This window comes from Sinomonas sp. RB5, from assembly GCF_054063535.1.
The window spans coordinates 341,323-367,280 of record NZ_JBSSGJ010000002.1; the positions used below are offsets into that span (position 1 = coordinate 341,323).

Sequence of the window (25,958 nt, forward strand, 5' to 3'; positions counted from 1 at the left end):
AACCGGGCACAGCAGATCCGGCCCCGCGACGCCAGGCGTTGCGTGGCCGGATCTGTGCTCTGTACGCGGACGGCTAGCCCGGGAGGGGCACGTTCGGCGGCTCGTCGTCGCCGCCGTAGGCCTTCTCCTCAAGGTCCTTGGCCTTCTGGTCGCCCTTGTCGGACGCGATGCCGGTGTCCCGCTGGAACCCGTCGAGGCGCTCCTGGTCGGACTGGAGCTCGTCGGGCTGGACGTCCTCGGGCCGGGTGTCCCGGGGCTGCTCTTCGCTCATCGTTCCTCTCCCTCTGCCGGTTGTCGGGTACGGACGCCCTTGCTCCTACCCGGCCCCGAGAAGATCAACCCCCGCGAGCAGGTCAACCCCGAGGCCGCCCCTACCGGCCGCCCTCGACCTTGCGGCTGCGCTGCTGGACCGCCTGGGTGCCGTAGGGGTACACCTCGTGCTCCGGCTCACTGATGCGCGTGAGCTCGGCGCTCTCCTCCGGGCTGAGCCGCAGGTCCGCAGCCGCGAGGTTGTCCGCGAGCTGCTCGCGGGTGCGGGCGCCGAGGATCACGGAGGTGACGGCGGGCTGGTCCGCGACCCAGCGCAGCGCAACCTGGGCGTGGGAGACCCCGTGCGCCTGGGCCACCGAGCCCACGGCGTCGATGATGTCCCACGTCTTCTCGCGGGCGTTGCGCGGCCCCCACGCCTCCATACCGCGCTGCGGGTTCTCGCCGAGGCGGGTCGCGCCGGTCGGCTCGGTGTCGCGCTGGTACTTGCCGCTGAGCCAGCCCCCGCCCAGGGGAGACCACGGGAGGAGCCCCATGCCGGCGTCGAGCGCGGCGGGCACGATCTCCGCCTCGATCCCGCGGACCAGGAGGCTGTACTGCGGCTGCAGGGTCACCGGCGCGGCCCAGCCGTGCGCCTTGGCCTCGTAGACCGCCTTGGTGAGCTGCCAGCCGAGGAAGTTGGAGAAGCCGTAGTAGCCGATCTTGCCCGCGGCGACGGCGTCGTCGAGGAAGCGCAGGGTCTCCTCGATCGGCGTGTGCGGATCCCACGCGTGCATCTGGTAGAGGTCGATGTGCTCCACCCCGAGGCGGCGCAGCGACGCGTCGAGGGCGGTGCGCAGGTGGCGACGGGAGGTGCCGAGGTCGTTGGGGCCCTCGCCCATCGGGAAGCGGCCCTTCGTGGCGATCACCATCTGCTCGGCCTTCGACGGGTTCGCGGCGAGCCACCGGCCCACGATCTCTTCGGAGGTGCCGCGCGTGTAGACGTCGGCGGTGTCGAGGAAGGTGCCGCCGGCGGCAGCGTAGTCGTCGAGGATGGCGTGCGACGTCGGCTCGTCGGCCTCCGCTCCGAACGTCATGGTTCCGAGGGCGAACTCCGAGACGATGGCGCCGCTGCACCCGAGCGTGCGGTACTCCATGGCTGCTCCTTTGTAGGACGGGGACTGGTGGGATCTCTGTCCACCCTAGGGGCGGCTGAGGTCCGCGGGAAGGGCGTTGCCGCCGCTGAGGGTGGGCCTGCGAGGTCCCCCCAGCCCCCGCCTTCTGAGAGTCACGTCCTGAAGGTCACCTCCTGGGAGTCACGTCCTGAAGGGCACCTCCTGCGGGTCTACTCGCAGGAGGTGACGTTCAGGAGCTGACCTTCAGGAGGTGCCTTTCAGACGGGAGGGGGCGCCGGGGCTCAGCCGGTCACGAGCGGCCCGCGGCGGCCGAGCCCCCACGCCGCGAGGGCCACGAGGCTCAGGCCGGCCCCGGCGAGGCTGACCGCCGTCCAGCCGCCGGCGGACCAGAGCAGGGCCGCGGCGCCCGAGCCGATGGCCCCGCCGATGAAGTTGGTGGTCACGTAGACCGTGTTGATCCGGCTGCGGCCCTCGTGCGAGAGCGAGAGCAGGCGCGTCTGGTTGAGCACGTTCTGGCCCTGGATCGCGATGTCGAGGAGGAACACCACGAGCACGAGCATCCACACGGCCGAGCCCGAGAACGCCCCGATGACGAAGGAGGCGAGCACGAGCACCCACGCGATCCCCGTGGCCGGCAGGGACCAGCCGCGGTCGTGGAGGCGCCCGGCCCGCTGCGCCGTCACGGCCCCGGCGATCCCGACCAGCCCGAACAGGCCGATGACCGATACCGGGTAGTGGAACGGCGGCCCCGCGAGCAGGAACGTCAGCGAGGTCCAGAACAGGGTGAACACGGCGAACCCGGTCGTGGACAGGATGAGCGTCCACCGCACCGCGCGCTCGCGGACGACGACGGCACCCACCGAGGCGAGCAGCTTCGGGTACGCGACACGCGCCTTGCGCTCGAGCGGCGGCAGCGCGCGCCACACGAGCCCGGCCAGGAGCACCATCGCGACGGCCGCCGCGCCGTACACGAAGCGCCAGCCGCCGACGCCGGCGACGAGGCCGCTGACGGCGCGCGAGGCCAGGATCCCGGTGAGGATCCCGGCCACGACGGTGCCGACGATCCGGCCCCGGTGCGCGTCGTCCGCGAGGTCGCCGGCGAGCGGGGTGAGGATCTGCCCGGCGATGGTCGTGATCCCGAGCAGGCACAGGGCCACGAGCAGGAAGGCGAAGGCCGGCGCGAGGGCGCAGGCGACGAGGACGCCCGCCGAGGCCAGCATCATCGCGGCGATGAGCCGCCGGCGGTCCACCACATCGCCCAGGGGGACGATGAGCAGGATCCCGACCGCATACCCGATCTGGGTGGCCGTCACGAGCCAGCCCGCGGACGCGGTCGTGGTGTGGAACTCGCGGGCGATGGTCTCCAGGAGGGGCTGCGCCCAGTACAGGTTGCCGACCGCGGCGCCGGAGGCGAGGGCGAACAGGAGGGTCAGGCCGCGCGTCATGGACGGCTGGCGCGCGGCGGTCCCGGTCTCGGCTGCCACTACGTCCAGGTCCCGCCGAGGGTCTCGGTCCGGTCCGTGGCCGGGGGCGGAGTCGGGGAGAGCTCGGAGACCTTCCGCCGCAGCTCGGGCGTCATCTCGACCTCGAGCGCGGAGAGCGAGCCCTCGAGCTGGTCGAGGTTCCGGGCGCCGATGATCGGCGCGGTGACGCCCGGGTGTCCCATCGCCCAGGCGACGGCGAGCGCGGCGGGCGCGATCCCGGCGTCGTCCGCGAAGGCCGCGAAGCGCTCCGCGGTGGTCCGGTCGCCCTCGAGGCCGTAGCGCCTGGCGTACCGCTCGTTCTCGACGAGCCGCCCGCCCTCCGGCTGCTGCCCGCCGCCGTACTTTCCGGTCAGCAGGCCGCCGCCGAGGGGGCTGTAGGTGATGACGCCGAGGTTCGCAGCCTGGGCCAGGGGCAGGATCTCGACCTCCGCCTGCCGCTTGACGAGGTTGTACATCGGCTCGATGAGCTCGAACCGGGCCAGCCCCTCGCGGGCGGAGATGCCGAGCGCGGTCGCGATCTGCCAGGCGGCCCAGTTGCTCACGGCCGGGTAGAGGATCTTGCCCTGCTGCTGGAGGTGGTCGAGCGCCCGCAGCGTCTGCTCGATCGGGGTGCGCGGGTCGAACGCGTGGACGAAGTAGAAGTCGATCCGGTCCGTGCCGAGGCGGCGCAGGCTGGCCTCGACGGCCTGCACGATGTGGCGGCGCGAGAGGCCCCCCGCGTTCGGGTCCTCGCCGGTGGGGAAGAAGACCTTGGAGGTGATGACGAGGTCGTCCCGCTCGCGGGCCGCGAGCCGGCCGAGGATCTCCTCCGACCGGCCGCCGCCGTAGATGTCCGCCGTGTCGAAGAAGTTGATGCCGAGCTCGCGGGCCCTGCGGTACATCGCTGCCGAGGCCTCCTCGTCCGCCTCCGAGCCGAACGACATGGTGCCGAAGCACAGCGGCGAGACCTGGACGCCCGTGGCGCCCACCGTCCTGTAGTCCATGGGACTCCTTCCGTCGGGCTCTGATGTACCCGGTCCGGGGTCAGCCCGAACCGGATTCCCCCTCGCCCCTGCCCACGGCGCACAGCCTAGCCACGGTCTGGCGCAGGTCGGCCGGGGAGGCCGGGCCGGTGCCGCCGGAGTAGGAGGTGTCCGCGTGGAGCATGAGTGCGGCGAAGACGAGTCCCACGGCGAGCCGGGCGCGCTGCGGCGTGGCGCGCTGCTCGGCGAGCCGGATCACGCCCTTGCGGGCGCCGGAGGACCACTGGTGCAGGGCCGCGAGCAGGTCCGGCTCGAACCCCATGAGCTCCTTGATCCGCGGGATGTCCCCCTCGGGTCCGCCGGCGATGCCCGAGACCAGCTCGCAGAGGTCGTCCACGAGCGTCCCGGGGCCGGCGAGGAACGCCTGCTCCTGCTCCTGGGAGAGGGCGGTGGCGGGCAGGCCGAGCACCGCCGCGGCCTTGGAGGGGAAGTAGTTGAAGAACGTCCGCTCCGAGATGCCGGCGCCCGCGCAGATGTCCGCCACGGTCACCTGCGCGAGCCCCCGCTCGGCCGCGAGCGCGAACGCGGCGTCGTGGATGGCGCGCCGGGTCAGCTGCTTCTTGCGCTCGCGCAGCGTTCCCGGCCCGTCCTCGACGGCGGTGCCGTGCTCCATCTCGCTCAGCCCCGGTGGACCCGGACCGCGCCGCTGTCCGGGCCGGTCGGCGAGCCGGTCTCGGCCGCGGCGAGGGCGGCGTCGGAGCCGAGGTCGTCCGCGGTGCCGGCGGCGTCGGCCTGCTCCTGCAGGGCGGAGCGCTGGCGCAGCGGCGGGACCTTGAAGAACCACGAGAGGATGAACGCCAGGACGATCACGCCGAAGCCGACCCAGTAGATGGCCACGGCGGAGCTGTTGAAGCCCGCCATGAACGGCCGGGTCAGCCGCGCGTCGGCGCCCTTGAGGAAGGACGTGTCCGAGGTCGTGGAGGACGCGGAGCCCTGGGAGGAGCTGTTCTCCTTCAGCTTCTCGATCAGGGTGGGCGCGACCTTGTCCACGATCGCGCCGCGCTGGCCCTGGTCGGCGTAGTCGACGGCGAGCTTGCCGTTGACCACGGACGCGCCGGCCTTCTGCGCGGCCATCTGGAGGGCCGACTGCTCCGCGGCGGGCTTGGCGGCGGCGACCTGGCTGTCGATGATCCCCTGCGCGGCCGACGCCGGGATCCTGCCGGCGGCGACCTGCTTCTGGACGGCGGCCGTCACCTGCGCGGTGACGGCCTGGTCCGCGGCCTGCTTCGCGGCGGCCGCGCCCTGGTCGAGGCCGGACTGCACCTGGGCCTGGATCGGCGTCACGATCGGGGACCAGATCTGGTCCATGACGCCCTTGTTGGCCGGGTTGCCGGCGACCGAGGGGGTCAGGGCGGCGTCGAGGGCGCTCGTGAGATCGCCCTTGTTCTGCATGCCCGTGGCGATGTTGGCGGGCATCAGGGCGAAGAGGATGGAGAGCAGCACGGCGGTGCCCATGGTTCCGCCGATCTGGCGGAAGAACGTGGACGAGCTGGTGGCCACGCCCATGTCCCGCGGCGCCACCGAGTTCTGCGAGGCGAGCACCAGCGACTGCATGAGCTGGCCGAGGCCGAGGCCGATCAGGAACATGGCGCCCATGAGGTACCAGAGCGGCTTGTCGATCGACATTCCCGTCAGGACGAGGTAGCCCATGGCCACGAGGAACGTGCCCGTGATGGGGAAGATGCGGTACTTGCCGGTGCGGGAGACGATCTGGCCGGAGGCGATCGAGGCGATCATGAGGCCGCCGATCATGGGCAGCGTCGCGAAGCCGGACTCGGTGGGCGTCAGGCCCGTGACGAGCTGGAGGTACAGCGGCAGGGTCAGCATGGCGCCGAACATCGCGAAGCCCACGAGGAAGCCGAGGACTGTGGCCATGGAGAACGTGCGGGAGTGGAAGAGGCGCAGCGGGATGATCGCGTCCGGGCCCATGGCCCGCTCGATGAGGATGAACGCGATGAGCCCCACGCCGCCGACCACGAAGCACGTGATGGACGCGGTGGATCCCCAGCCCCATTCGCGGCCCTGCTCGGCCACGAGGAGGAGCGGGACGAGGGTGACGACCACGGCGGTGGCGCCCCACCAGTCGATGCGCGGCGCGGTGTGCTTGTGGAACTTGGGCAGGTGCAGGAAGGCGAGCACCATGAGCAGGGCGACGACGCCGATCGGGACGTTGATGAGGAACACCCAGCGCCAGCCGGTGATCCAGGCGATCTGGCTCGCGTCGGCGAAGACGCCGCCGATCAGCGGCCCCACCACCGAGGAGACGCCGAAGACGGCGAGGAAGAAGCCCTGGTACTTGGCGCGCTCGCGCGGGGCGAGGATGTCGCCCATGATCGCCAGCGGCAGCGACATGAGCGCGCCCGCGCCGATGCCCTGGAACGCACGGAACGCGGCGAGCATGATCATCGAGGTCGAGAACGAGGACAGGAACGAGCCCAGGATGAACACGAGCAGGCCGAAGATGTACAGCGGGCGGCGGCCGAAGATGTCCGAGAGCTTGCCGTAGATCGGCGTGGCGATCGTCGAGGTGATCAGGTACGCGGTCGTGACCCAGGCCTGCTGGTCGAGGCCGTGGAGGTCGTCGCCGATCGTGCGGATGGCGGTGCCGACCACCGTCTGGTCGAGCGAGGAGAGGAACATGCCGGCCATGAGGGCGTAGATGACCAGCATGATCTGCCTCTGGGTCATCACGGCACTCGACGCCGCGGCGTTCGTCGAGGGGCCTGTCGCTGCTTGAGACATGAGGGGTCCGGATCTCTCGGGAAGGGTGTGGGAGTGGCCGCAACTTTGCAGGCTCTGCAAGTTTACACACTCTGCAAGAAACTGCCCACCTCCCGAGAGGTGTGATCCCTACGACTCGTCGATCCTCTTGAGCAGGTCGCCGAGCGCCTCGCGGATCTCGTCGTGGTCGTACTGCGAGGCGCGGCTCTCGCCCGAGATCACGGCGCAGCGGTGCACCTTCTTCAGGTCGCTGAAGGGGAACTTGTACTTGGCCTTGCTGCCCTCGGGGGCGTCGTCGTCAATCCCGAGGAACCACTGCGAGTACTCGCCTTCGCCGTGCTTGTCGAGGAACGTGCTCAGCTCCTTGGTGGACGGCGAGTGCTCGCTCCAGTCGTCGCGCGAGTCCCGCACCACCTTGCCCTCGCGCACGAGCGCCTTGGCATGGTCGTAGGCCTTCTTATTCAGCTTCATGCTGAGTCACCTCCCTGGCGTTACGCGGACGACGACGTGGCGCCGCCCCTTCCGCAGGGAGGGCTACTGAACCGCCGGGCTACTGAACCGCCGGGACCGGGAGGCTGTGGAGGGCGCGGGCGAGGACGGCGAGCTCGGGCTGACCCTCCGCCTCGGCGAGGACGCGCTCGAGGGCCTCGTCGTGGAGCGGCCTGGCCTCGAGGTACAGCTCGCGCCCAGACGCGGTGAGCTCGGTGTAGATCCCGCGCCGGTCGTCGGCGCAGAGGATCCGGGTGAGCAGGCCGCGGTCCTCGAGCCGCGTGACGAGGCGCGTGGTGGCACTCGGACTGAGGGCCGTGGCCCGCGCGAGCTGCTGCATGCGCATGTGCCAGCCGTCCTGGCGGCTGAGGGCGTCGAGCACGGTGTACTCCACCACGGAGAGTCTGAGGGCCGCGAGGGCGCGCTCGAGCTCCGACTCGATCATCCCGTGCAGCGCGGCGAGCGTGCGCCAGCCCTGCGCGCGCACCTCGACGGCGCCGTCGTCGATGCTCATGCGGACCTCCTGGCGGGGACGGGGACGTGCGGCCGGGTTGCAGACGAGTCTTTGCGTGTGCAACTATTGCGTTTGCAATCGCAATATCCAGCGTCTGCAACTAATTCGAGTTTAGCAGAGAGGTCATCTGCCATGCCCCTGGGGCTTCTTGCGCTGTCGATCGGCGCCTTCGGAATCGGGCTCACCGAGTTCGTGATCATGGGGCTGCTGCCCGAGGTCGCCGCCGACTTCGCCGTCTCGGAGGCGAGCGCCGGCTGGCTCATCTCCGGGTACGCGCTCAGCGTCGTCGTCGGCGCCCTGCTCCTCACCGCCGCCACCACGCGGCTGCCGCGCAAGCGCGTGCTGCTGGGGCTGCTGGTCCTCTTCATCGCGGGCAACGCCCTCTCCGCGGTGGCCGGCGACTACGGCACCATGATGGCCGGGCGCATCATCGCGGCCCTGTGCCACGGCGCCTTCTTCGGCATCGGCTCCGTGGTCGCCACGGGACTGGTCGCGCCGGCACGCCAGGCCCGCGCGGTCGCGATCATGTTCACGGGGCTGACCGCGGCCAATGTGCTGGGCGTGCCGTTCGGGACCTTCCTCGGCCAGCAGGCCGGCTGGCGCGCCACCTTCTGGGCCATCTCCGCGATCGGCGTGCTCGCCCTGATCGGCATCGCCGCACTCGTCCCGGCCGATTCCGGCGCCCGGGAGGCGCCGAGCCTGCGCCGCGAGCTCGCGGCGTTCCGCAGCGGGCAGGTGTGGCTCTCCCTCGTCGTGACCATCCTCGCCTACGGCGGCATGTTCGGCGCCTTCACCTACATCGCCTACACGCTCACCGAGGTCTCCGGCTTCGCGCCGGCCGCCGTGCCGTGGCTCCTGGTGCTCTTCGGGGTGGGGCTCTTCGCGGGCAACGCGCTCGGCGGCCGGTTCGCCGACCGCGGGATCGACGGCACCCTCATCGCCTTCATCGCCGCCCTTGCGGCCGTCCTCGTGCTCTTCGCGCTCCTGGCAGCGGTTCCGGCCGCGGCCGCCGTCGCCCTCTTCCTCATGGGCGGGTTCGGGTTCGGCACCGTGCCCGGGCTGCAGGCGCGCATCATGCGCTACGCCGCCCACGCGCCGACCCTGGCCTCCGGAGCCAACATCGGGGCGTTCAACGTGGGCAACGCGCTCGGGGCGTGGGCCGGCGGGCTCGGGATCAGCGCCGGGCTCGGCTACACCTCTCCCCTGTGGATCGGAGCCCTCATCACGGTGCCGGCGCTCGTGGTGATGGTCGGCGCAGCGTGGGCGGCCCGGCGTCGGACGGCTGGCGGGACCGCTGCTGGGCCCGCTCCCGAGGCTGAGGCCGCCCGCGTGGGGTAGCCGGCACGGGGGCGCTCCCCGAATCCGACCGGCTTTCCCCGGCAGGCGGGCCTGTCCCCCGGCGTGTCCCACCGGACACGCCGGGGGACGGGCCCAATCCTGGTCGGGATCGCTCCTGCCGGGCCTCAGGCCCCACGTAGAGGGCGCATCCACGGACTGGGGGAGAACTCGCCTCGAGGTGTCCCCCGTCCACGGCGGCGAGGACGGTGACCACGGTGGACTGCTGGAGCACCATCGACACGCGGTATGGTGCGAAGGACTTCTACCACATCATCGCGGGCAGCTATCAGGGCAAGAGCTACGCGGGCCGCTGGCAGGAGGACAACAACGTGACCATCGGCGGTCCGGCGCAGAGCGGCGTGCCGCACTGCTGACGGGCGCGCGGGCGGCGCTCGGTCCGCGCCCGCAGGGCGCGGCCCCGCTGACACCGGACAGAGGAGGATGATGATGGCTTCCCGCCTCATCTATGGATGCATGGGCCTCGGCGGCCCCTGGGACGCGCCGGGCTACGGGTCCGCGGAGATATCGCAGGCGGAGAAGGCCGTCGAGGCCGCCCTGGCCCTCGGGATCACGCGCTTCGACCATGCGGACATCTACGGCAGGGGCCAGTCCGAGGCGGTGTTCGGCGAGCTCCTGCGGCAGGACCCGGGCCTGCGGGACCGGGTCCAGCTCCAGAGCAAGGTCGGGATCCGGCTCGGCGGCCCCGGCGGATTCGGGCACTACGACCTCAGCGCGGCGGCGATCCTGGACGGCGTGGCCGGGACGCTCCGCCGGCTGCGCACGGACTACCTCGACGTGCTCCTCCTGCACCGCCCCGATCCGCTGCTCGACCCCGCCGAGGTGGGCTCCGCGCTCGCCCGCCTGATCGCCGACGGCGCGGTCCGCGCGGTGGGCGTCTCGAACATGTCCGCGGCGCAGATGGCCGCCCTCCAGGACCACCTCCACGTGCCGCTCGCCGCGGACCAGCTCGAACTGAGCCTGCACCGCCACGACTTCGTGGACAGCGCGGTGCTCGTGAACCATCCGGACGGCGCCGCCACGAGCTTCCCCCACGGCACGCTCGAGCACTGCCTCCGGCACGGGATCGAGGTGCAGGCGTGGTCGCCGCTCGCGGGCGGCCGCTACACCGGGCGGACCGCGGCGCATGCGGGCCCGCACGACGGCGCCGCAGCGGCTCTCGTCGCCGAGCTCGCCGCCGCGAAGGGCACCACGGGCGAGGCCGTGGTGCTCGGGTGGCTCCTGCGCCACCCGGCGCGGATCTCCCCCGTCATCGGCTCGGCCAATCCGCAGCGCATCGCGGCGTGCGCCGACGCCGAGGCCGTGGCCGGCTCGATGACCCGCGAGGAGTGGTTCACGCTCTACCAGACCGCGCGCGGGCGCAGCATCCCCTGAGGCTGCTAGGGCTGAGGTTGGGGCACCGGCGACTGCCCGTGGTGCTGCAGCCGGGTGCGGTCCCCCGGTGCGTCAGGCGCTGACCAGCTCCGCCTCGGCCGCGGCGTCCCTCCTGAGGGCGTGGAAGTGCTCCACGAGCGCGCGCTCAGGATGGTCGGGGTGCTGGGCGATGAGGAGGCGCAGGCGGTCCTTGGCGCTCTCCGGAAGGCTGCTGCCTTCGAGGACTTCGTGGAGTATGGCCCGCACTTGGCCTGCGAGCACGCTGTCATCCGGGCGGAGGCCGGTCACCTGCGTCATAGGCCGACCCTATGACGGCGGGGCGCCCGGGGGCCGCGCGGCGCGCCGATCGGGACCCCTGCGCGCGCGATGGTGCGAGGGCACTTCGAGCTGGAGCGTCGGGGCCAGGGGCAGGTGCTCCCGGGCTCGGCCATCGGAACGCCTACCGTCCCACCCGCGACCTGACGCAGGCTTCCCCGGAGCGCCGGGGCTGGGGACCGGGCGTCGCCACGGCTTACCGGCGAGTCCGTGCCTCGACCGCTATGCCTGTGGGGAAGCCTGCGCGCACGTGCGGCAGCGGCGACACCGAGCGGCCTGCCGGCGCGCCCTTCCTCAGCCCCCGTGCCGCGCCGCGTGCTGCACGGCGTGCCGCACGGGCGCGTTGGGGGCGCCGAAGCCGTCGTACCCGCCGAGCCGCTGCACCACCTCGAAGAACACGCTGCCCACGCTCGCGGTGTAGAAGTGCAGGAACGCGCCCCGGGCGTCCCGGTCGTAGAGCAGGTCCAGCTCGCGCAGGGTCGCGAGGAACGCGGGCTCGAGGTCGTACCGCGCGTCGAGGTCCTCGTAGTAGTTCTCGGGGATCGGCAGGAACGGCAGACCGCGGCCCCGGCACGCCCGGGCGTGCGCCACGAGGTCGTCCACCTCGATCGCCACGTGCTCCTGGAACGTGTCCGTCCGCGCGCCCTTGACCGAGTCCGACTGGATCCACGGCGCCAGGTTCAGCGCGAGCCGCACGGCCCTTCCACCCGGCCGGTCCGCCGTCTGCATGACCTGGGAGCGCACGAGCCCCGACGGACTCGAGACGTCCTGCGACGCCTCGGGCGTGAGCGCGAGCACCGAGGAGTAGAACAGCACGGCCTCGTCGAAGTGCTGCCACGGCTGGGCGAGGTTGATGTGGTCGATCCGCGCCGTGCCGGCTCCGCCGGAAGTCTGGCCCGCGGAAGTCTGGCCCGCGGAGCCGGTTCCGGCGGACGACGGCGACCGCTCGCCGTCGTCCGTCCCCCCGCCTTCCGCCGGGGCGCCGGCCTGGTCCTCGCCGAACTCGGCGACCCAGCGGGTGTCCTCGCAGAGGAAGACCTCGGTGCCGTCCGGGGCGTTGACGGCCTGGAGGATCTCCTCGTTGGCCTGGGACGGCCGCGGCACAGGGACGGCCCGCAGCTGCACGGCCCGCGCGGCCGCGGCGACGCCGTCCTCGACGTCGAAGCCCAGCGCGGAGATGGCCGGCTCGAGCCCGCGGGCCTGCTGCCGGTTGAGCACGATCCGGGCGTCGCCGAGGGTCCACAGCGAGACGGGCTTGGTGCGGTGCTCGCCCCGGGAGGCGAAGCCGAGCTGGGCCAGGAGCCGCTCGAGCTCGGCGGTGCGGGGGGCGCCCTCGGCCGCGATGACCTCGGCGAAGTTGATGCCGGTGGGCGGGGCGACCTGCGGGAGCGTGGTGAGGGGCATGGCGTAGGCGCGGGAGGCCCGGGCGAGCTCGGCCGGCGACGGCGCGCCGGCGCCGCGCCCCGCGGCCTCGGCGGCGAGGTGCCGCGCGGTGCGCTCCTCGAGCCAGATGAGGGAGCGCATCGCGTCCACGGCGGTGCGCTCCACGTCGGCCTGGCGGAAGGTGTCGTTGAAGACCTCGAGCGACACCGGCCCGTTGTAGCCCGCCCGTGCTACATGCCCGAGGAACTTGGGCAGGTCGAACTGCCCCTCCCCCGGGAACACGCGGTAGTGGCGGCTCCACGAGAGCACGTCCATGGAGAGCTTGGGGGCGTCGGCGACCTGGACGAAGAAGATCTTCTCGCCCGGGATCTTCTCGATCGGCTCGGTGTCCCAGCCGCGGGAGAGGATGTGGAACGTGTCCAGGCACGTGCCGAGGTTGGGGTGGTCTGCGTCGGCCACGATCTTCCATGCGTGCTCGTAGTCGTTGACGTACGTGCCCCACGCGAGGGCCTCGTAGGCGACCTTGACCCCGTGGCGCGCGGCGAGCTCTGCCAGGCCGTGGAGCTGCTCGGCGCGCAGGGCGTCGTCGTCGATGCTCGCGGTGGCGACATTCGAGCACACGAGGACCGTGTCCATCCCGAGCCGGCCCATGAGGCGGAACTTCGCCTCGGCGCGGCGCAGGTTGGCCCGGTAGAGCTCCTCGGGCACGGAGTCGAAGTCCCGGAAGGGCTGGTAGAGGTCCAGGCCGAGGCCGAGGTCCGCGGCCAGGGCGCGCACGTGCTCCGGGCTCAGGGGCGAGGTGACGAGGTCCGTCTCGAAGATCTCGATGCCGCCGAACCCCGCCTTCGCGGCCGCGCGGAGCTTCTCCTCGAGCGTGCCGGACAGGCAGACGGTCGCGATCCCGGTGCGCATCAGGCGGCCCCCGCCGCAAGCGCCTCGCGCCGGTTCTCCTCCTCGATGAGCCCGAGGAAGTGGGCGCGCATCCGCTCGGCGTCCGGCTCGAGGCCCGTGAAGATCCGGAACGCGTCCACGGCCTGGCCCACGGCCATGCGGCCGCCGTCGAGCACGCGGCAGCCGAGGGCGCGGGCCTCGCGCACCAGCTGGGTCTCGATGGGCCGGTAGACGATGTCCGCGACCCAGTGCCGCGGCGTCAGCAGCGCGGTGTCGAAGGGCGTGCCCGGGTGCGCGGCCATCCCCACGGGGGTGCAGTGCACGACGCCGTCGGCCTCCGCGAGCAGCGAGGCGAGGGCCGCCGTCGTGCCCGCCGTGACGGACGCGCCGGGGAAGAGCGCGGACAGCTCGGAGGCGCGGCCCTCGGCGCGGACCGGGTCGATGTCCACGATGGTGAGGTGCTCGACGCCCGCGGTGAGGAGGGCGTAGGCGACCGCGGAGCCCGCGCCGCCAGCGCCCAGCTGGACCACGTGGCCGAGCGCGGCGTCGGGCAGGCCTGTGCGGAACGCGGTGAGGAAGCCGGAGAAGTCGGTGTTGTGCCCCACGGTGCGCCCGTCCGTGCCGATCACCACGGTGTTCACGGCGCCAAGCCGGGCGGCGTTCTCGTCCACCTCGTCGAGGTGTTCGATGACCAGCTGCTTGCAGGGGTGCGTGATGTTCAGGCCGTTGTAGCCGAGGTTCCCGGCCGCCCGGACGAGCTCGCCGACGCTCTCGGGCGGGAGCCCGAGCGCGGCCAGGTCGATGGGCCGGTAGAGGTAGAGGAGCCCGTGCGCGGCCCCCTCGCGCTCGTGCATTGCGGGGGTGAGGGACGGGGTGACGCCGTCCCCGATCAGGCCGATCAGGTACGACTCGGTGGGCAGGCTCACTTCGGATTCCTTCAGTCTCGGGCGGGAGGCGGTGCGGCGGGGGCCGCTCAGCTGCGGGGCAGGCGGGCCGCGAGCTCCTCGGCGGCCTGCTGGAGGGCGGGGAGCTGGTCGATGAGCTCGCCGACGCCCATGCGGACGGTCGGGGCGGAGCAGGCGATGGCCGCGAGGGCGCGCGGCTCGCCGTCCCCGGAGACCGCGAGGACGGGCACGGCGATGGCGCGCATACCCACCTCGTTCTCCTCGTCCATGACGGCGTAGCCCTGGGCGCGCACGCGCCCGATCTCGGCGCGGAACGCCTCGCGGTCCGTGATGGTCCTCGGCGCGACGGGCACGAGGTCCACCGAGTCCATGAGGTGCTCGCGCTCCTCGGCCGGGGCGAAGGCGATGAGCGCCTTGCCGAACGCCGAGCAGTGGAGGTGGCCGCGGTAGCCGGGATCGCTCGTGACGCGGAAGGCCTTGGGGCCGTCCACCTTGGCGACGGTGAGGAAGCGGTCGTTGTCGAGGACCGCCAGGATGCTCGCCTCGCCGGTGGCCTCGGTGAGCCGCTCGAGCACGGGCGTGGCGGTGCCCGCGAAACCGAGGCTGTTGGAGACGTACAGGCCGAGCTGGAACACGCGCAGGCCGAGGCTGTACTTCTTGCCCTCCGGCTCGAAGTCCACGAACCCCGCGCGCTGGAGCGACTGCAGGAGCCGGTACGCGGTGCTGAACGGCAGGTCGGCGCGGCGGGAGAGGTCCGCCGCCGTCGTGGCGCCGGGGGCGTCGCCGAGCATGGTGAGCAGGCTCAGCGCCTTGCCCACCATGTCGGTCTTTCCGCGCTTCTCGTCGCCGACGGCGGCGTCAGCGGCGTCGTCGGACGTGATGGAGGTCATGCACCGATGGTCGCATGATTTTCACATCGTGGCAACGCCATTCGCTTTGTGGCAATTGGAGGCGGACGACGCCGCGTGGTCGGGTCGGCGCGGGCCCTCACCTCCGCCGGTCGAAGAAGGCGGCGATGCGTGGCGGGAAGTCCTCCGCGTCGACGGCCGGCCCCGGCGGCTCCCGCCGTGCGGGGCCGGTGAGCGGCTGCAGCCCGCGGTCCACGGCGGCCTTCGCCGCGCGCAGGGACGCGGGGGCGAGCTCGGCCCACTGGGCCAGGACGCGCCCGAGCTCCGCGTCGACCTCTGTGTCCGCCACGAGCGTGCTCACCAGGCCGATCCGGTGCGCCTCCTCCCCGCTGAGCATCCGGCCGCCGTAGAGCAGGTCCTTGGTCCGCGACGGCCCGATGCGCAGGGCCATGCGGGCGGCGAAGGAGGCCGAGGGCAGGATTCCGAGCCGGGAGATGGGCATGCCCACCTGCGCGGTGGCGGCGGTGATCTGCAGGTCGCAGGCGAGCGCGAGCTGGCAGCCGCCGCCCGCGGCCACGCCCTCGATGACCGCCACCGTGGGCATGGGCAGGTCCTCGATGGCCCGCAGCGCCTGCTCGAGCTGCCAGAAGCTGCGGTCCACCTCGGCCATCGGGGCGTGCTCCCACTCGCGCAGGTCGGAGCCGGCGCAGAACACGCCCCCGCGGCCGCGCAGCACCACGGCGCGGAGCCCGCTGCGGCCGGCCAGGGAGGCGGCCGCCTGGGCGAGGGCCTCCCAGTGCTCCGTCCGCAGCGCGTTGAGGCGCCGCCCGGTGCCGAACGTCACGACGGCGAGCGAGCCGTCGTCGTCGACCGTCACGTCCGCGGCCTGCACCGCGACGCCCGTCATCCGAGCGCCCCCGTGGCGTGCAGGCGCTCGAGGTCGTCCTCGCTATAGCCGAGCCCCGCGAGCACCTCGTCGCTGTGCTGGCCGAGCAGGGGCGGGGGCATCCGCACGGTGGCGGGGGTGCGGGTGAGCCGGACGGGGCAGGCCAGGGTCTTGAGCGGCCCCGCGGTGGGGTGCTCGACCTCGGCGACCATGCCCCGGGCGAGGACCTGCGGGTCCCGGACCGCCTCGGCGACGGTCTGGATCGGGCCCACGGGGACGCCGGCGGCGTCGAGCGCGGCGAGCCAGTCCGCCGTCGGCCGCGTCCGGAGGATCTCCTCGAGGAGGGGGATCAGCTCGTCGCGGTGGGCCACGCGGAGCGGGTTGGCGCGGAAGCGGGGGTCCTCGGCGAGTTCGGGCCGGCCCACGGCGTCGGTGAACCGGCGCCAGAGCCCGTCGTTCCCCACGGCGATCATGATCCAGCCGTCCCGGGTGGGGAAGGCCTGGTAGGGGGCGATGGTCGGGTGGGCCGAGCCGTAGCGCTTCGGGACGTCCCCGCTGGCGAAGTAGCCGCTGGCAACGTAGGTGAGCCAGGAAACGGAGCCGTCGAGCAGGCTGATGTCCACCCACTGGCCGCGGCCCGTGCGGTCGCGCTCGTGCAGGGCCGCGAGGATCCCGATCACGGCCCACGTCCCCGCGATGAGGTCGGAGCCGCTCATGCCCACGCGCACAGGCGGTCCGTCCTCCTCGCCGGTGACGCTCATGATCCCGCTGCGGGCCTGGGCGATCGCGTCGTAGCCGGCGCGGGAGGCCTCGGGCCCGGTCTGGCCGTAGCCGCTGATCGAGGCGTAGATGAGGCCCGGGTTCTCGGCGGCGAGGTCCTCGTAGCCGAGGCCGAGCCGCTGCGCGGTGCCCGGGCGGAAGTTCTCGACCACCACGTCCGCGCGGCGGGCGAGCCGGCGGACGGCGGCGAGGCCTTCCGCAGACTTCAGGTCCACGGCCAAGCTGCGCTTGTTGCGGTTCACGGAGAGGTAGTAGGCCGCCTCCTCCCCCTGGAAGGGCGGGCCCCACTGCCGCGTGTCGTCGCCGTGGCCGGGCTGCTCGACCTTGATCACGTCCGCGCCGAGGTCCGCGAGCGTCATCGTGGCGAACGGGCCGGAGAGGATCCGGCTCAGGTCCAGCACCACGAGGTCCCGCAGCGGGCCCTCCGCCCCGGACGCCGGCCCGGGCGCGGCGCCAGGAACGGACCCGGGCGCAGCGCCGGGGCGGACGCCCGCCTCGTACACCGTCACGCGTGCCTCATCGACTTGTGCGACCGGGCCGCCGGGGCGGCGGCACCCGCCGTGCGCCGGCTCGGGAGGAGCAGGAGCGCGGCCATGCTGACCACGGCGCAGAGGATGATGTAGATCGAGATCGCGGTCGAGCTGCCCGTGCCCGCCAGCAGGGCGGCGGCGATGAGCGGGGCGGGACCGCCGGCGATCACGCTCGCGAGCTGGTAGCCGAGGCCCGCTCCGGTGTACCGGATGTCGGCATCGAAGCTCTCGGCGATGAGCGCGGCCTGGGGCCCGTACTGGATGTCGTGGAAGATCAGGCTCACCACCACGGCGATGCCGATGAAGAGCGCATTGCCGGTGTTCATGAGGCCGAAGTACGGGAAGGCGTACGCCGCCGTGAGGACCACGCCGATGCCGTAGACGAGCTTCCTGCCGAACCGGTCGGAGAGCCTGCCGAACACCGGGATGCTGATGAGCCCGAGGGCCGCGGCGATGAGGGTGTCCACGAGGATCGCATCGCTGTTGAACTTCAGCTGCTTGGTCGCGTAGGTGATGACGAACGTAATGAACAGGTAGAACGGCGCCTGCTCCGAGGTGCGCACGAGGGCGGTCAGGAGGATCTCCTTGGGCTGGCGGCGGATCGCCTCGACCAGCGGGACCCGGACCACCTTGTCCTGCTTGCGGACTGCCTCGAACTCCGGGCTCTCCACCACGCGGAGCCGCACGAACAGGCCGACGCCGACGAGGATGATGCTCAGCAGGAACGGGACGCGCCAGCCCCAGGCGGAGAAGTCCGCGCCGGTGGCGCCGGAGGTTATGCGGACCAGGCCGGTCGAGAGCACGAGGCCCAGCGGGACGCCCATCTGCGGCCAGCTGGCCGAGAGGCCGCGGCGCTCCTGGTGGCCCCACTCCATGGCGATGAGGACGGAGCCGCCCCACTCGCCGCCCACGCCGATGCCCTGGATGATGCGCAGCACCGTCAGGAGGATCGGGGCCCAGACGCCGATGGCCTGGTAGGTGGGCAGAATGCCGATCAGCACGGTGCCGAAGGCCATGAGGAACAGGGTGACCATGAGTGTGGTCTTGCGCCCGATCCGGTCGCCGTAGTGGCCGAAGATCGCCGCGCCGACGGGGCGCGCCACGAAGCCGACGAACTGGGTGCCGAAGGCGGCGATAATCCCGGCGAAGTTGTCCCCGCCCGGGAAGAACAGGTGCGGGAACACGAGGGCGGCAGCCGTGCCGTAGAGGAAGAAGTCGTACCACTCGATCGTGGTGCCCACCACGCTCGCGTAGGTGGCTCGGCGCACGGCCTGTTCGCGGGTTACTGCTTGAACACTCATCAGTCCTCCATTGGCATGATGCGGGGTCCAGTGGGCCCTGTCTTCGGGGCGATCTCCCGGCTCGTCTGCAAGCGCTCCTGTGCTCGTCTTCGAGCTGCGAAACCCGTATTGTGATTTGCGTACCCATATTCCGGGTTGAACAAACGGCATGTCAACGCTTTTTCCCGAGAGAATGTGAGCTGGGCCACGGCGGCTGCGGCTGAAGCATGAAGGAGGGCATCGCAGTGATGGCAAGGGAATCGGGCAGCGTGGGCGCACCTCTCCTGGTGCTCGCGAAAGTCTCGGCGATCCTGGACTGTTTCTCGGCGGAGGCGCCCGAGCCCACGCTGCAGCAGATCATCCGGGGCACGGGCCTGCCCGCGAGCACGTGCCAGCGCCTCGTGCAGAACATGGTGCGCGAGGGCTTCCTCGACAAGGACGGCGACACGTACCGGATCGGGATCCAGCTGGTGCGGTGGGCCACGCCGGGCACGATCGGCCTGGACATCGTCCGCACGGTGCGGCCCATCCTCCACGCCCTGCGGGACGAGACCGGGGAGACGGCCTGCCTCTACGTGCGCGACGGCGCGCACCGCACCGTGGTCTCCGTGGCCGAGACCCGGCACGTGGTCATGCGGCCCTTCTACGTGGGCCAAGTGATGCCCATCCACGCCGGCGCCCCGGGGAAGATCTTCCTCGCGTTCGATCCCGAGGCCAGGGCCGCGATCCAGGACGCCGAGCTGACGCGTTTCACCACCCACACCCCGGACAGCTGGGAGCAGCTGGACGAGCAGGTCGAACTCGCCCGCTCGCAGGGCTTCTTCGCCGCCTTCGGCGAGCGCAACAGCGACGTGGGCTCCATCAGCGCCCCGGTCTACAGCCACACGGGGGAGCTCGCGGCCGTGCTGGGCGTCGGCTTCCCGGTGCAGCGGGTCGGGCCGGACGACGTCGAGCGGCTCGGTCCCGCCGTGGCACGCGCCGCCCGGGAGGCGAGCCAGGCCATGGGCTACCGGCCCCCGGAGCCGCACCCGACCGCCGCGCGGGCCGCCGCCGCTCCTCCCGCGCGCGCCGGGCGGCTCTCCGCGGCGGGGACCTGAGCGCCTCGCTGCACCGTTCCAGAGAATTTCTGCAACAGCTTGACGCGTTGCAGAAACGATGTCACTCTTGAGTGGTCGCTGTGATGGCGGCCACAAGAGGTGCGAACCGGAACGAGGAGGTCCCGATGGCGACGATCGCTGACATCGCCAGCGCCGCCGGCGTCTCCAAGTCCACGGTCTCGCGGTCCTTCACCCGCCCCGACTCGGTCAACGCCGAGACCCGTGAGCGGGTGCTGGCCGTAGCCGCACAGCTGGGCTACAGCGCCGCGCCGGCGAAGGCCGAGTCCACCGGCACCGTGGCGCTGTACATCCCGGACATCTCCAACCCCTACTACCCGCCGCTCGTGCGCGCCATCCAGTCCGCGTGCCGCAGGCAGTCGCTCTCGCTCATCATGGTCGACGGCGACGACGATCCCGAGGCCGATGCCGAGGAGCTCGAGCGGATCATCGGGCGGGTGGACGGCGCGATCGTCTTCGCCCCGAGGCTCGACGCCGCCCGCATCCACGCGCTCGACGCCGTCTCCCCCGTGGTGCTCATCAACCACGTGGTCGAGGGCCTGCCCTCGGTGATCCTCTCCGCACCGGAGGGGGCCCGCCAGGCGGTCGAGCACCTTGCGGCCCTCGGCCACCGGGCCATCGCGTACCTCGCGAGCTGGGAGGACAACTACACCTCCCGGGTCCGCCTGGCCGCCGCGGAGGAGGCCGCCGACCACCTCGGCGTCACCCTGCGCGTGCTCACCCATGCCGAACCGACCTACATCGCCGGGGTGCGGGGGGCGGACCTGGTCCTCGCCGAGCCCGTCACCGCGGTGATCGCCCACAACGACCTCATGGCCTTCGGGTGCATGAACCGACTCGCGGACCGCGCGGTCCGCGTGGGCAAGGACGTCAGCGTCGTCGGGTTCGACGACGTCTGGCTCGCCTCCGCCTCCCGTCCCACCCTGACCACGGTGAACACACCGTACGAGCGGGGCGGCGCCGTCGCCCTCCGCATGCTGACCGAGCGCATCGGTGACCCCGACCGCCCGGCCAGCACGGTCCACCTGTCCGGGGACCTCGTGGTCCGCGACAGCACTGGCCCCGCCCCGGCGCTCGCCTGACCGGCCCGCACCGCTCCGGTCGGCTCCCCTGCCGTACCACCCCCCATCCGTTCCGCCTTCAGTGACGAAAGACGAGCTCATGAGCAGCTACTCCGACACGCCGTCCGGCATCGTCGACCCCGACATCGCAACCCCCGAGGAGCAGACGCGCCGCGTCCGGCGGGCCAAGAAGGCCGCCCTCGCCGCCTTCCTCGGCGGTGCCCTCGAGTACTACGACTTCTTCGTGTACGCGACCGCGGCGTCCCTCGTGTTCTCCAAGATCTTCTTCCCCGCCGGCGACCCGGTGGTCGCGCAGATCTCCTCGTTCGCCACGTTCGGCGTGGCCTACGTGGCGCGGCCCTTCGGCGCGATCGTCTTCGGGCACCTCGGCGACCGGATCGGACGCAAGAACACCCTCGTGCTCACGCTCGTGCTCATGGGCGCCTCGACCTTCCTCATCGGCGCGCTCCCGGACTTCCACGCCGTCGGCTACCTCGCGCCGGTCCTGCTCGTGGCCCTCCGCCTGCTGCAAGGCCTCTCGGCCGGTGCCGAGACGGCCGGGGCCTCGGCCCTGACCATGGAGGAGTCGCCCGTCGGGCGCCGCGCCTTCTTCCCGTCGTTCTCGATGAGCGGCATCTCCACGGGCATCGTCCTGGCCTCCCTCGTGTTCCTCCCCGTCGCCGCGATGTCCAACGCGGACCGCCTCGCCTGGGGCTGGAGGATCCCGTTCTGGTCCTCGATCGTGGTCCTCATCGTCGCCTTCCTCGTCCGGCGCACGCTTGAGGAGCCCATCGTCTTCGAGGAGAAGGCCCAGCACCACGAGCTGGTCAAGGTGCCCTTCCTCGACATGCTCAAGACCCACCCGGCGCAGTTCATCCAGGTGGCCCTCATGTCCTTCGAGACCGTGACGAACACGTTCATGCAGTCCTTCGGCCTCGCCTACGCCGTCTCGGTGGGCATCAACGCCCAGACCATGCTGTGGGTCAGCATCGTCGGCAACGTGCTCGCCATCGCCACCCAGCCGCTCTCCGCGATGTTCGCGGACAAGTTCGGCCGCAAGCCGATCTTCATCGCCGGCATCAGCGGCTCCACGGTTCTGATCTTCGTGTACTTCTGGGCGATCTCGACCGCGAACATCCCGCTGATCTTCGTGATCTCGACCCTCATCACGGCCGGCACCTACGCGATGTCCAACGCCATCTACCCGGCGTGGTTCGCGGAGCTGTTCAACGTCCGCGTCCGCTACTCGGGCATGGCCGTGGGCCTCCAGATCGGCATCCTCTGCGCCGGCTTCACCCCGCTGCTCGGCACCGCCCTCGTCGGCAAGGTCGCGGCGAACTGGGGCCCGGCGGCCTGGATCGTGGCCGGCTCCACGATCCTCGCCCTCATCGGTGCCATCTGGGCCCGCGAGACCTACCGCACGCCGATCCACGAGCTCGGCAACCCGGTGCGCGGCTCCAAGTAGGGATCTGACCCCGCGATAGGCCAGACCTGACCCCGGGATAGCAAAGACGTGACCCCGCGTCGGCAGATGCCGACGCGGGGTCACCTTTTCTCCAACGCGGGGTCAGGTCTCCCCCGACGCGGGGTCAGGTCCCTGTCGATGCCGGGTCCTTCTGGGGGCGCCGACGGCGCTTGTGCCCCTCCACGGGCGCGTTGCTGCCGTGGGCGCCGCCGTGGTGCAGCTGCATCGCGGTGGTGATGAGCGCGAAGTGGCTGAACGCCTGGGGCGTGTTGCCCAGCTGGCGGCGCGCGTCCGGGTCCCATTCCTCGCTCAGCAGGCCCACGTCGTTGCGCAGCTCGAGGAGCCGGCAGAACAGCTTCTCGGCCTCGTCGCCCCGCCCGGCCCCGAGGAGCGCCTCGACGAGCCAGAAGGAGCATGCGACGAAGATGCCCTCACGCCCGGGGAGCCCGTCGTCGCTGCTCTCGGGCTGGTACCTCAGCACGAACCCGTCCTGCGTGAGGTCGCGCTGGATGGCCTCGATGGTGCCGATCACCCGGGGGTCATCGTGCGGGAGGAAGCCGACGCGCGGGATGAGGAGCAGGCTCGCGTCGAGCTGGTCGCTGCCGTAGGACTGGACGAAGGTGTTGCGCTTCGCGTCGAAGCCGTGCTCGAGCACGTCGGCGTGGATCCGGTCCCGCAGCTCGCGCCACCGGTCCAGGGGGCCGGGAAGGCCGTCCTCCTCGACGCCCTTGACCATGCGGTCTGCGGCCACCCAGGCCATGACCTTCGAGTGGGTGAAGTGCCGGCGCGGCCCGCGCATCTCCCACAGGCCGTTGTCCGGCTGGTCCCAGATCTTCTCCAGGTGCTCCATGATGGCGATCTGCAGGTCCCAGGACTCGTCGCCGTCGTCGGAGAGGGTGTTGCGGGTCAGGGCGAGGCCGTCCAAGACCTCGCCCCACACGTCCAGCTGGAACTGCCCCGCAGCGGCGTTCCCGATCCGCACGGGGGAAGACCGCTCGAAGCCGGGCAGCCAGTCGAGCTCGGCCTCCGGCAGTCGCCTTGCCCCGTGGAGCGAATACATGATCTGCAGGTCGGCCGGGTCACCGGCCACCGCGCGCAGCAGCCAGTCCCGCCATGCCGCGGCCTCGTCGGTGTACCCGCCCGCCATGAGGGACTGCAGCGTCCACGTCGCGTCGCGGAGCCAGCAGTAGCGGTAGTCCCAGTTGCGGGGGCCGCCGATCTGCTCCGGCAGGGACGTCGTCGCGGCCGCGACGATCCCGCCCGTAGGCATGTACGTCAGCGCCTTGAGGGTGATCAGCGAGCGCTGGATCGCCTCGCGGTACGCCCCGGTCGCCTGGCTCCGCGCCGTCCACTGCTCCCAGTAGTCCATGGTCCGCTGCAGGGCCTTCTCCGCGTCCACGGCCCGAGGGCGGGACTCGTGGCTCGGACCCCACGTGAGGACAAAGGTCTCCCTCTCGCCTGCCGAGACGGTGAACTCCCCCGTGGTGCGGAAGTGCGCGCCGTGGAGGGTGACGGTGCTGGCCAGGTAGACGGAGTCGGGGCCGGCGACGGCGTGCAGGCCCCTCTCCGTGCGGCGCACCCAGGGGACGACGTGCCCGTAGTCGAACCTGAGGACGAGCTCGGTCTGCATCGTGACCGTCCCGCGGACGCCCTCGACGACCCGGACCACGTCCGCCACGCCGTCGCGCGGAGGCATGAAGTCGATGACCCGGACGGCGCCGTCCTCGGTCTCCCACTCCGTCTCGAGAACGAGGGTGCCCTCGCGGTACTGGCGGCGGGTGCACCTCGAGGCGCCGTCCGGGGCGATGATCCACCGCCCCGCCTCGGGGTCGGCCAGCAGGGAGGCGAAGCAAGCCGGCGAGTCGAAGTGCGGCAGGCACAGCCAGTCGATGGAGCCGTCCATGCCCACCAGCGCCGCCGTGTGGAGGTCGCCGATCAGCGCGTAGTCCTCGATCCGCGGCATGTCAGGCTCCCTGGACGTCGAGGACGACCTTCACGTCGTCCTCCTGGCGCTCGAAGGCCTTCCCGAAGTCGTCCAGCGGCACGCGGCGGGTGATCAGCCGGGCCAGCCAGTCGCCGTCGGCCTTCTTCAGCGCCTCTGCGGCGGCCTCGTAGTGGCCGCGGTTGGCGTTGACGGAGCCGAAGACGACGTCGTTGCCGAGCACCGCCTCACGGTTCGCCGCTCCGACGTCGACCGGGAGGCGCTTGCCCGTGGACGAGACGCCGGTGAGGCAGGTGACGGCGTCGAGGCCGTGCTTGGTGATGGTCTCCATGACGACTGACGGTACGCCGGTGCACTCGATGAGGACGTCCGCGAGGACCCCCGAGTCGGTCAGCGTGTCCGTGTGGTACGTGGCACCGAGGGCCTTGACGAGGTCCGGCTTGGGGCCGTCCTCCACCTGGTCGAAGACGTGCACTTCGAGGCCGCGCTGGACTCCGAGCAGTGCGGCGAGCAGCCCCACCGGCCCGGCTCCGGTCACGACCGCGACCTTGGGGTCGAAGAACGCCCGCTGCCCGATCGCCTCCGTATGCTGCCAGGCCTTCGCCACGATGGTGGTCGGCTCGAGCAGGACGCCCACGCCCTCGAGCGCGGGGTCGAGCTTGACGAGGGCATCCGGCTCGGCGCGGTACTGCTCGCGGGCGAATCCGTGCAGGCCCTTGATGCCGTGCTCCGTGTACTTGCCGTTGCGGCACATGTCCCACTGGCCCTTTGCGCACGCCGCGCACGGCTCCGGGTCGGGACGGCGCACGATGCCCACCACGAGGTCGCCCTCCGCCAGGCCGGAGCCCTCGGGGGCCGAGACGACACGGCCGAGGTTCTCATGGCCGAGGATGAGGTGGTCGCTGCCGGCCGGCGCCTCCCCGTACTCGCCGGAGACGATCTCCTTGTCCGTCCCGCAGAGGCCGACGGCGATCACCTCCACGAGCACGCTGCCCTCCGCCTCCCCCGGCGCGTCCACCTGCAGCAGCTCGAGGGAATCCTTCACACCCGGCCGTACGCCCAAAGCCTTCACGGGGTTCACCTTCCACGCGCTCGCTGAACTTCTCGCTGTGCTGAACTTCTCCGCTGTCGTGGAAAGCCTTCCCGCGCGCGGGGACCCCGAAACGGATTCTGAGCGCACGCCGAGGCAATACCCAGCCGGCTCCCGGCCGGGTGTCTCCGCCCGGATCCGGCGCGGGGAGCTCGTATGCTGGGGCTATCATCGCCAGCAGCAGGACGAGGTGGACCATGGCGCGCAGGCTATTCGGCGAGATCCACCCCGTCACGTACCGCATCTCCGTGGCGAAGGGCAGGTTCCTGCGGAACGTGAGTGACCTGCGGCCGACCCTGCACCTGGCGCGGACCCGCGATGTGGCAGACCTCCCGGCGGTGGTGTACCGGCACAGCTCCCTGATCCGCAGACGCCTGGGCAACGTCAATCCGGAGCTGCAGGAGAACAAGGCCGTGAGCCTGTCCATCGCGCCGAAGGTGGACGGCGTGCTGATCCGGCCCGGCGAGGTGTTCTCGTTCTGGAATCTGGTCGGGCCGGTGAGCGCGCGGCGCGGCTACAAGGAGGGCCTCACGATCGACCACGACCGGGCCGCGAGCGGGATCGGCGGCGGGATGTGCCAGTTCACCAACCTGATCCATTGGATGGTGCTGCACACGCCGTTGGAGATCGTGGAGCACCACCACCACTCGGGGCTCGACCTCTTCCCGGACTTCAATCGCCAGATTCCGTTCGGCACGGGCACGTCCATTGTGTACAACTACCTGGACTACCGGTTCCGGAACCCGACCTCGCAGACCTTCCAGCTCCGGGTCTCGGCCGGAGCTGAGTACCTCTCCGGGGAGCTCCGCGCGGAAGCGCCCCTCCCGCTCAAGTACCACGTCCACGAGCAGGATTCCTGCTTCTTCCGGAAGGACGGCAACGTCTACCGGCACAACTCCATCTACCGGACCGCGCGGGACAAGCGGACCGGGCTCGAGGTGCTGCGGCAGCACGTGTCCACCACCACGGCGCTGGTCTGCTACCCGGAGGAGCTGATCCGCTTCCCGATCCTCGACGAGCGCCCCACGGGCGCCACCGCCGAGGCCCGCTGATCTGCGCCCGGGCCCTGGCCTGCGCCCGAGCCCGTCCGTCCGTGCCCACTACGGGCGGCCCCGGGCGCGCAGG

The 25,958-nt window shown here is 71.7% G+C and carries 24 protein-coding genes; 7 read left to right on the forward strand and 17 right to left on the reverse strand.

Going from position 1 to position 25,958, the window contains the following annotated elements; genetic code table 11:
- Window positions 1-73 precede the first annotated feature (73 nt).
- The 8 genes from ACVWWH_RS04285 to ACVWWH_RS04320 all read right to left on the reverse strand — a co-directional run bounded on the left by ACVWWH_RS04285 (window position 74) and on the right by ACVWWH_RS04320 (window position 7,612).
- Window positions 74-271, reverse strand: a complete 198-nt coding sequence (locus ACVWWH_RS04285; RefSeq protein ID WP_457315749.1) for a hypothetical protein — start codon at window positions 269-271, stop codon at window positions 74-76.
- 100 nt (window positions 272-371) lie between these two features.
- Entirely contained in the window at window positions 372-1,403 is a 1,032-nt protein-coding gene (locus tag ACVWWH_RS04290; protein ID WP_066501437.1) for an aldo/keto reductase, read from the reverse strand.
- Window positions 1,404-1,663: 260 nt separating this feature from the next.
- Window positions 1,664-2,866, reverse strand: coding sequence for an MFS transporter (locus ACVWWH_RS04295; protein WP_457315750.1), 1,203 nt, complete (start codon window positions 2,864-2,866; stop codon window positions 1,664-1,666).
- The gene (locus tag ACVWWH_RS04300) at window positions 2,866-3,849 is read right to left on the reverse strand and encodes an aldo/keto reductase (protein WP_457315751.1); all 984 of its coding nucleotides are present in this window, start codon (window positions 3,847-3,849) and stop codon (window positions 2,866-2,868) included. The genes ACVWWH_RS04295 and ACVWWH_RS04300 overlap by 1 nt, the downstream gene beginning before the upstream one ends.
- A 40-nt stretch (window positions 3,850-3,889) precedes the next feature.
- The gene (locus ACVWWH_RS04305; protein WP_457315752.1) at window positions 3,890-4,501 is read right to left on the reverse strand and encodes a TetR family transcriptional regulator; all 612 of its coding nucleotides are present in this window, start codon (window positions 4,499-4,501) and stop codon (window positions 3,890-3,892) included.
- A 5-nt stretch (window positions 4,502-4,506) separates the two neighbouring features.
- The gene (locus ACVWWH_RS04310; RefSeq protein WP_457315753.1) at window positions 4,507-6,576 is read right to left on the reverse strand and encodes an MDR family MFS transporter; all 2,070 of its coding nucleotides are present in this window, start codon (window positions 6,574-6,576) and stop codon (window positions 4,507-4,509) included.
- A gap of 162 nt (window positions 6,577-6,738) precedes the next feature.
- Entirely contained in the window at window positions 6,739-7,080 is a 342-nt protein-coding gene (locus ACVWWH_RS04315; protein ID WP_066501450.1) for a hypothetical protein, read from the reverse strand.
- Between the two features lie 79 nt (window positions 7,081-7,159).
- A complete protein-coding gene (locus ACVWWH_RS04320; protein ID WP_457315754.1) occupies window positions 7,160-7,612 on the reverse strand; it encodes a MarR family winged helix-turn-helix transcriptional regulator in 453 nt (150 codons plus the stop codon).
- 132 nt (window positions 7,613-7,744) lie between these two features.
- Here ACVWWH_RS04320 and ACVWWH_RS04325 point away from each other — a divergent pair, with 132 nt between their 5' ends.
- From ACVWWH_RS04325 to ACVWWH_RS04335, 3 genes are all read left to right on the forward strand, one after another.
- On the forward strand, window positions 7,745-8,950 hold the full coding sequence (locus ACVWWH_RS04325) for an MFS transporter (RefSeq protein ID WP_457315755.1): 1,206 nt from the start codon (window positions 7,745-7,747) through the stop codon (window positions 8,948-8,950).
- Window positions 8,951-9,156: 206 nt separating this feature from the next.
- Entirely contained in the window at window positions 9,157-9,324 is a 168-nt protein-coding gene (locus ACVWWH_RS04330) for a hypothetical protein (protein ID WP_457315756.1), read from the forward strand.
- A 73-nt stretch (window positions 9,325-9,397) separates the two neighbouring features.
- On the forward strand, window positions 9,398-10,342 hold the full coding sequence (locus ACVWWH_RS04335) for an aldo/keto reductase (RefSeq protein WP_457315757.1): 945 nt from the start codon (window positions 9,398-9,400) through the stop codon (window positions 10,340-10,342).
- Between the two features lie 72 nt (window positions 10,343-10,414).
- On the opposite strand, the gene ACVWWH_RS04340 is transcribed toward ACVWWH_RS04335, so the two are convergent.
- The 7 genes from ACVWWH_RS04340 to ACVWWH_RS04370 form a co-directional block, all read right to left on the reverse strand.
- Entirely contained in the window at window positions 10,415-10,639 is a 225-nt protein-coding gene (locus tag ACVWWH_RS04340) for a hypothetical protein (protein WP_066501459.1), read from the reverse strand.
- Window positions 10,640-10,951: 312 nt separating this feature from the next.
- Window positions 10,952-12,952 carry a TIM barrel protein gene (locus ACVWWH_RS04345; protein ID WP_457315758.1) on the reverse strand — a complete coding sequence of 667 codons (2,001 nt, stop codon included), beginning with the start codon at window positions 12,950-12,952 and terminating at the stop codon, window positions 10,952-10,954.
- A complete protein-coding gene (locus ACVWWH_RS04350) occupies window positions 12,952-13,857 on the reverse strand; it encodes a shikimate dehydrogenase (protein WP_457315759.1) in 906 nt (301 codons plus the stop codon). Before ACVWWH_RS04350 ends, ACVWWH_RS04345 begins: the two co-directional genes overlap by 1 nt.
- 47 nt (window positions 13,858-13,904) lie before the next feature.
- A complete protein-coding gene (locus ACVWWH_RS04355; protein WP_457315760.1) occupies window positions 13,905-14,726 on the reverse strand; it encodes an IclR family transcriptional regulator in 822 nt (273 codons plus the stop codon).
- 97 nt (window positions 14,727-14,823) lie between these two features.
- Window positions 14,824-15,591, reverse strand: coding sequence for an enoyl-CoA hydratase/isomerase family protein (locus ACVWWH_RS04360; RefSeq protein WP_457315761.1), 768 nt, complete (start codon window positions 15,589-15,591; stop codon window positions 14,824-14,826).
- Window positions 15,588-16,859 carry a CaiB/BaiF CoA transferase family protein gene (locus ACVWWH_RS04365; RefSeq protein ID WP_457315762.1) on the reverse strand — a complete coding sequence of 424 codons (1,272 nt, stop codon included), beginning with the start codon at window positions 16,857-16,859 and terminating at the stop codon, window positions 15,588-15,590. Before ACVWWH_RS04365 ends, ACVWWH_RS04360 begins: the two co-directional genes overlap by 4 nt.
- Window positions 16,856-18,181 carry an MFS transporter gene (locus tag ACVWWH_RS04370; RefSeq protein WP_457315763.1) on the reverse strand — a complete coding sequence of 442 codons (1,326 nt, stop codon included), beginning with the start codon at window positions 18,179-18,181 and terminating at the stop codon, window positions 16,856-16,858. Before ACVWWH_RS04370 ends, ACVWWH_RS04365 begins: the two co-directional genes overlap by 4 nt.
- Window positions 18,182-18,408: 227 nt before the next feature.
- On the opposite strand from ACVWWH_RS04370, the gene ACVWWH_RS04375 reads away from it, so the two are divergent.
- The 3 genes from ACVWWH_RS04375 (at window position 18,409) to ACVWWH_RS04385 (ending at window position 21,801) form a co-directional block, all read left to right on the forward strand.
- A complete protein-coding gene (locus ACVWWH_RS04375) occupies window positions 18,409-19,257 on the forward strand; it encodes an IclR family transcriptional regulator (protein WP_084249836.1) in 849 nt (282 codons plus the stop codon).
- A 125-nt stretch (window positions 19,258-19,382) separates the two neighbouring features.
- Window positions 19,383-20,357: a LacI family DNA-binding transcriptional regulator gene (locus tag ACVWWH_RS04380; RefSeq protein ID WP_457315764.1), complete on the forward strand. Its 975-nt coding sequence runs from the start codon at window positions 19,383-19,385 to the stop codon at window positions 20,355-20,357.
- A 79-nt stretch (window positions 20,358-20,436) separates the two neighbouring features.
- Window positions 20,437-21,801 carry an MFS transporter gene (locus tag ACVWWH_RS04385; protein ID WP_447420312.1) on the forward strand — a complete coding sequence of 455 codons (1,365 nt, stop codon included), beginning with the start codon at window positions 20,437-20,439 and terminating at the stop codon, window positions 21,799-21,801.
- Between the two features lie 124 nt (window positions 21,802-21,925).
- On the opposite strand, the gene ACVWWH_RS04390 is transcribed toward ACVWWH_RS04385, so the two are convergent.
- Window positions 21,926-23,764 carry a glycoside hydrolase family 15 protein gene (locus ACVWWH_RS04390; protein ID WP_457315765.1) on the reverse strand — a complete coding sequence of 613 codons (1,839 nt, stop codon included), beginning with the start codon at window positions 23,762-23,764 and terminating at the stop codon, window positions 21,926-21,928.
- Window position 23,765: 1 nt separating this feature from the next.
- Complete coding sequence (locus ACVWWH_RS04395) at window positions 23,766-24,815, reverse strand: glucose 1-dehydrogenase (protein ID WP_457315766.1); 1,050 nt, start codon at window positions 24,813-24,815, stop codon at window positions 23,766-23,768.
- Between the two features lie 215 nt (window positions 24,816-25,030).
- Here ACVWWH_RS04395 and ACVWWH_RS04400 point away from each other — a divergent pair, with 215 nt between their 5' ends.
- Window positions 25,031-25,885 carry a VanW family protein gene (locus tag ACVWWH_RS04400; RefSeq protein WP_457315767.1) on the forward strand — a complete coding sequence of 285 codons (855 nt, stop codon included), beginning with the start codon at window positions 25,031-25,033 and terminating at the stop codon, window positions 25,883-25,885.
- The last annotated feature ends 73 nt before the right edge of the window (window positions 25,886-25,958 follow it).

Bases quoted from the DNA above. Each gene is read 5' to 3' on its own strand.
- ACVWWH_RS04355 (WP_457315760.1), bottom strand. From the start codon at position 14,726: ATGACCTCCATCACGTCCGACGACGCCGCTGACGCCGCCGTCGGCGAC.
- ACVWWH_RS04345 (WP_457315758.1), bottom strand. From the start codon at position 12,952: ATGCGCACCGGGATCGCGACCGTCTGCCTGTCCGGCACGCTCGAGGAG.
- ACVWWH_RS04370 (WP_457315763.1), bottom strand. From the start codon at position 18,181: ATGAGTGTTCAAGCAGTAACCCGCGAACAGGCCGTGCGCCGAGCCACC.
- ACVWWH_RS04285 (WP_457315749.1), bottom strand. From the start codon at position 271: ATGAGCGAAGAGCAGCCCCGGGACACCCGGCCCGAGGACGTCCAGCCC.
- ACVWWH_RS04380 (WP_457315764.1), top strand. From the start codon at position 19,383: ATGGCGACGATCGCTGACATCGCCAGCGCCGCCGGCGTCTCCAAGTCC.
- ACVWWH_RS04335 (WP_457315757.1), top strand. From the start codon at position 9,398: ATGGCTTCCCGCCTCATCTATGGATGCATGGGCCTCGGCGGCCCCTGG.
- ACVWWH_RS04290 (WP_066501437.1), bottom strand. From the start codon at position 1,403: ATGGAGTACCGCACGCTCGGGTGCAGCGGCGCCATCGTCTCGGAGTTC.
- ACVWWH_RS04300 (WP_457315751.1), bottom strand. From the start codon at position 3,849: ATGGACTACAGGACGGTGGGCGCCACGGGCGTCCAGGTCTCGCCGCTG.
- ACVWWH_RS04325 (WP_457315755.1), top strand. From the start codon at position 7,745: ATGCCCCTGGGGCTTCTTGCGCTGTCGATCGGCGCCTTCGGAATCGGG.
- ACVWWH_RS04305 (WP_457315752.1), bottom strand. From the start codon at position 4,501: ATGGAGCACGGCACCGCCGTCGAGGACGGGCCGGGAACGCTGCGCGAG.
- ACVWWH_RS04360 (WP_457315761.1), bottom strand. From the start codon at position 15,591: ATGACGGGCGTCGCGGTGCAGGCCGCGGACGTGACGGTCGACGACGAC.
- ACVWWH_RS04315 (WP_066501450.1), bottom strand. From the start codon at position 7,080: ATGAAGCTGAATAAGAAGGCCTACGACCATGCCAAGGCGCTCGTGCGC.
- ACVWWH_RS04340 (WP_066501459.1), bottom strand. From the start codon at position 10,639: ATGACGCAGGTGACCGGCCTCCGCCCGGATGACAGCGTGCTCGCAGGC.
- ACVWWH_RS04390 (WP_457315765.1), bottom strand. From the start codon at position 23,764: ATGCCGCGGATCGAGGACTACGCGCTGATCGGCGACCTCCACACGGCG.
- ACVWWH_RS04310 (WP_457315753.1), bottom strand. From the start codon at position 6,576: ATGACCCAGAGGCAGATCATGCTGGTCATCTACGCCCTCATGGCCGGC.
- ACVWWH_RS04375 (WP_084249836.1), top strand. From the start codon at position 18,409: ATGGCAAGGGAATCGGGCAGCGTGGGCGCACCTCTCCTGGTGCTCGCG.
- ACVWWH_RS04320 (WP_457315754.1), bottom strand. From the start codon at position 7,612: ATGAGCATCGACGACGGCGCCGTCGAGGTGCGCGCGCAGGGCTGGCGC.
- ACVWWH_RS04385 (WP_447420312.1), top strand. From the start codon at position 20,437: ATGAGCAGCTACTCCGACACGCCGTCCGGCATCGTCGACCCCGACATC.
- ACVWWH_RS04400 (WP_457315767.1), top strand. From the start codon at position 25,031: ATGGCGCGCAGGCTATTCGGCGAGATCCACCCCGTCACGTACCGCATC.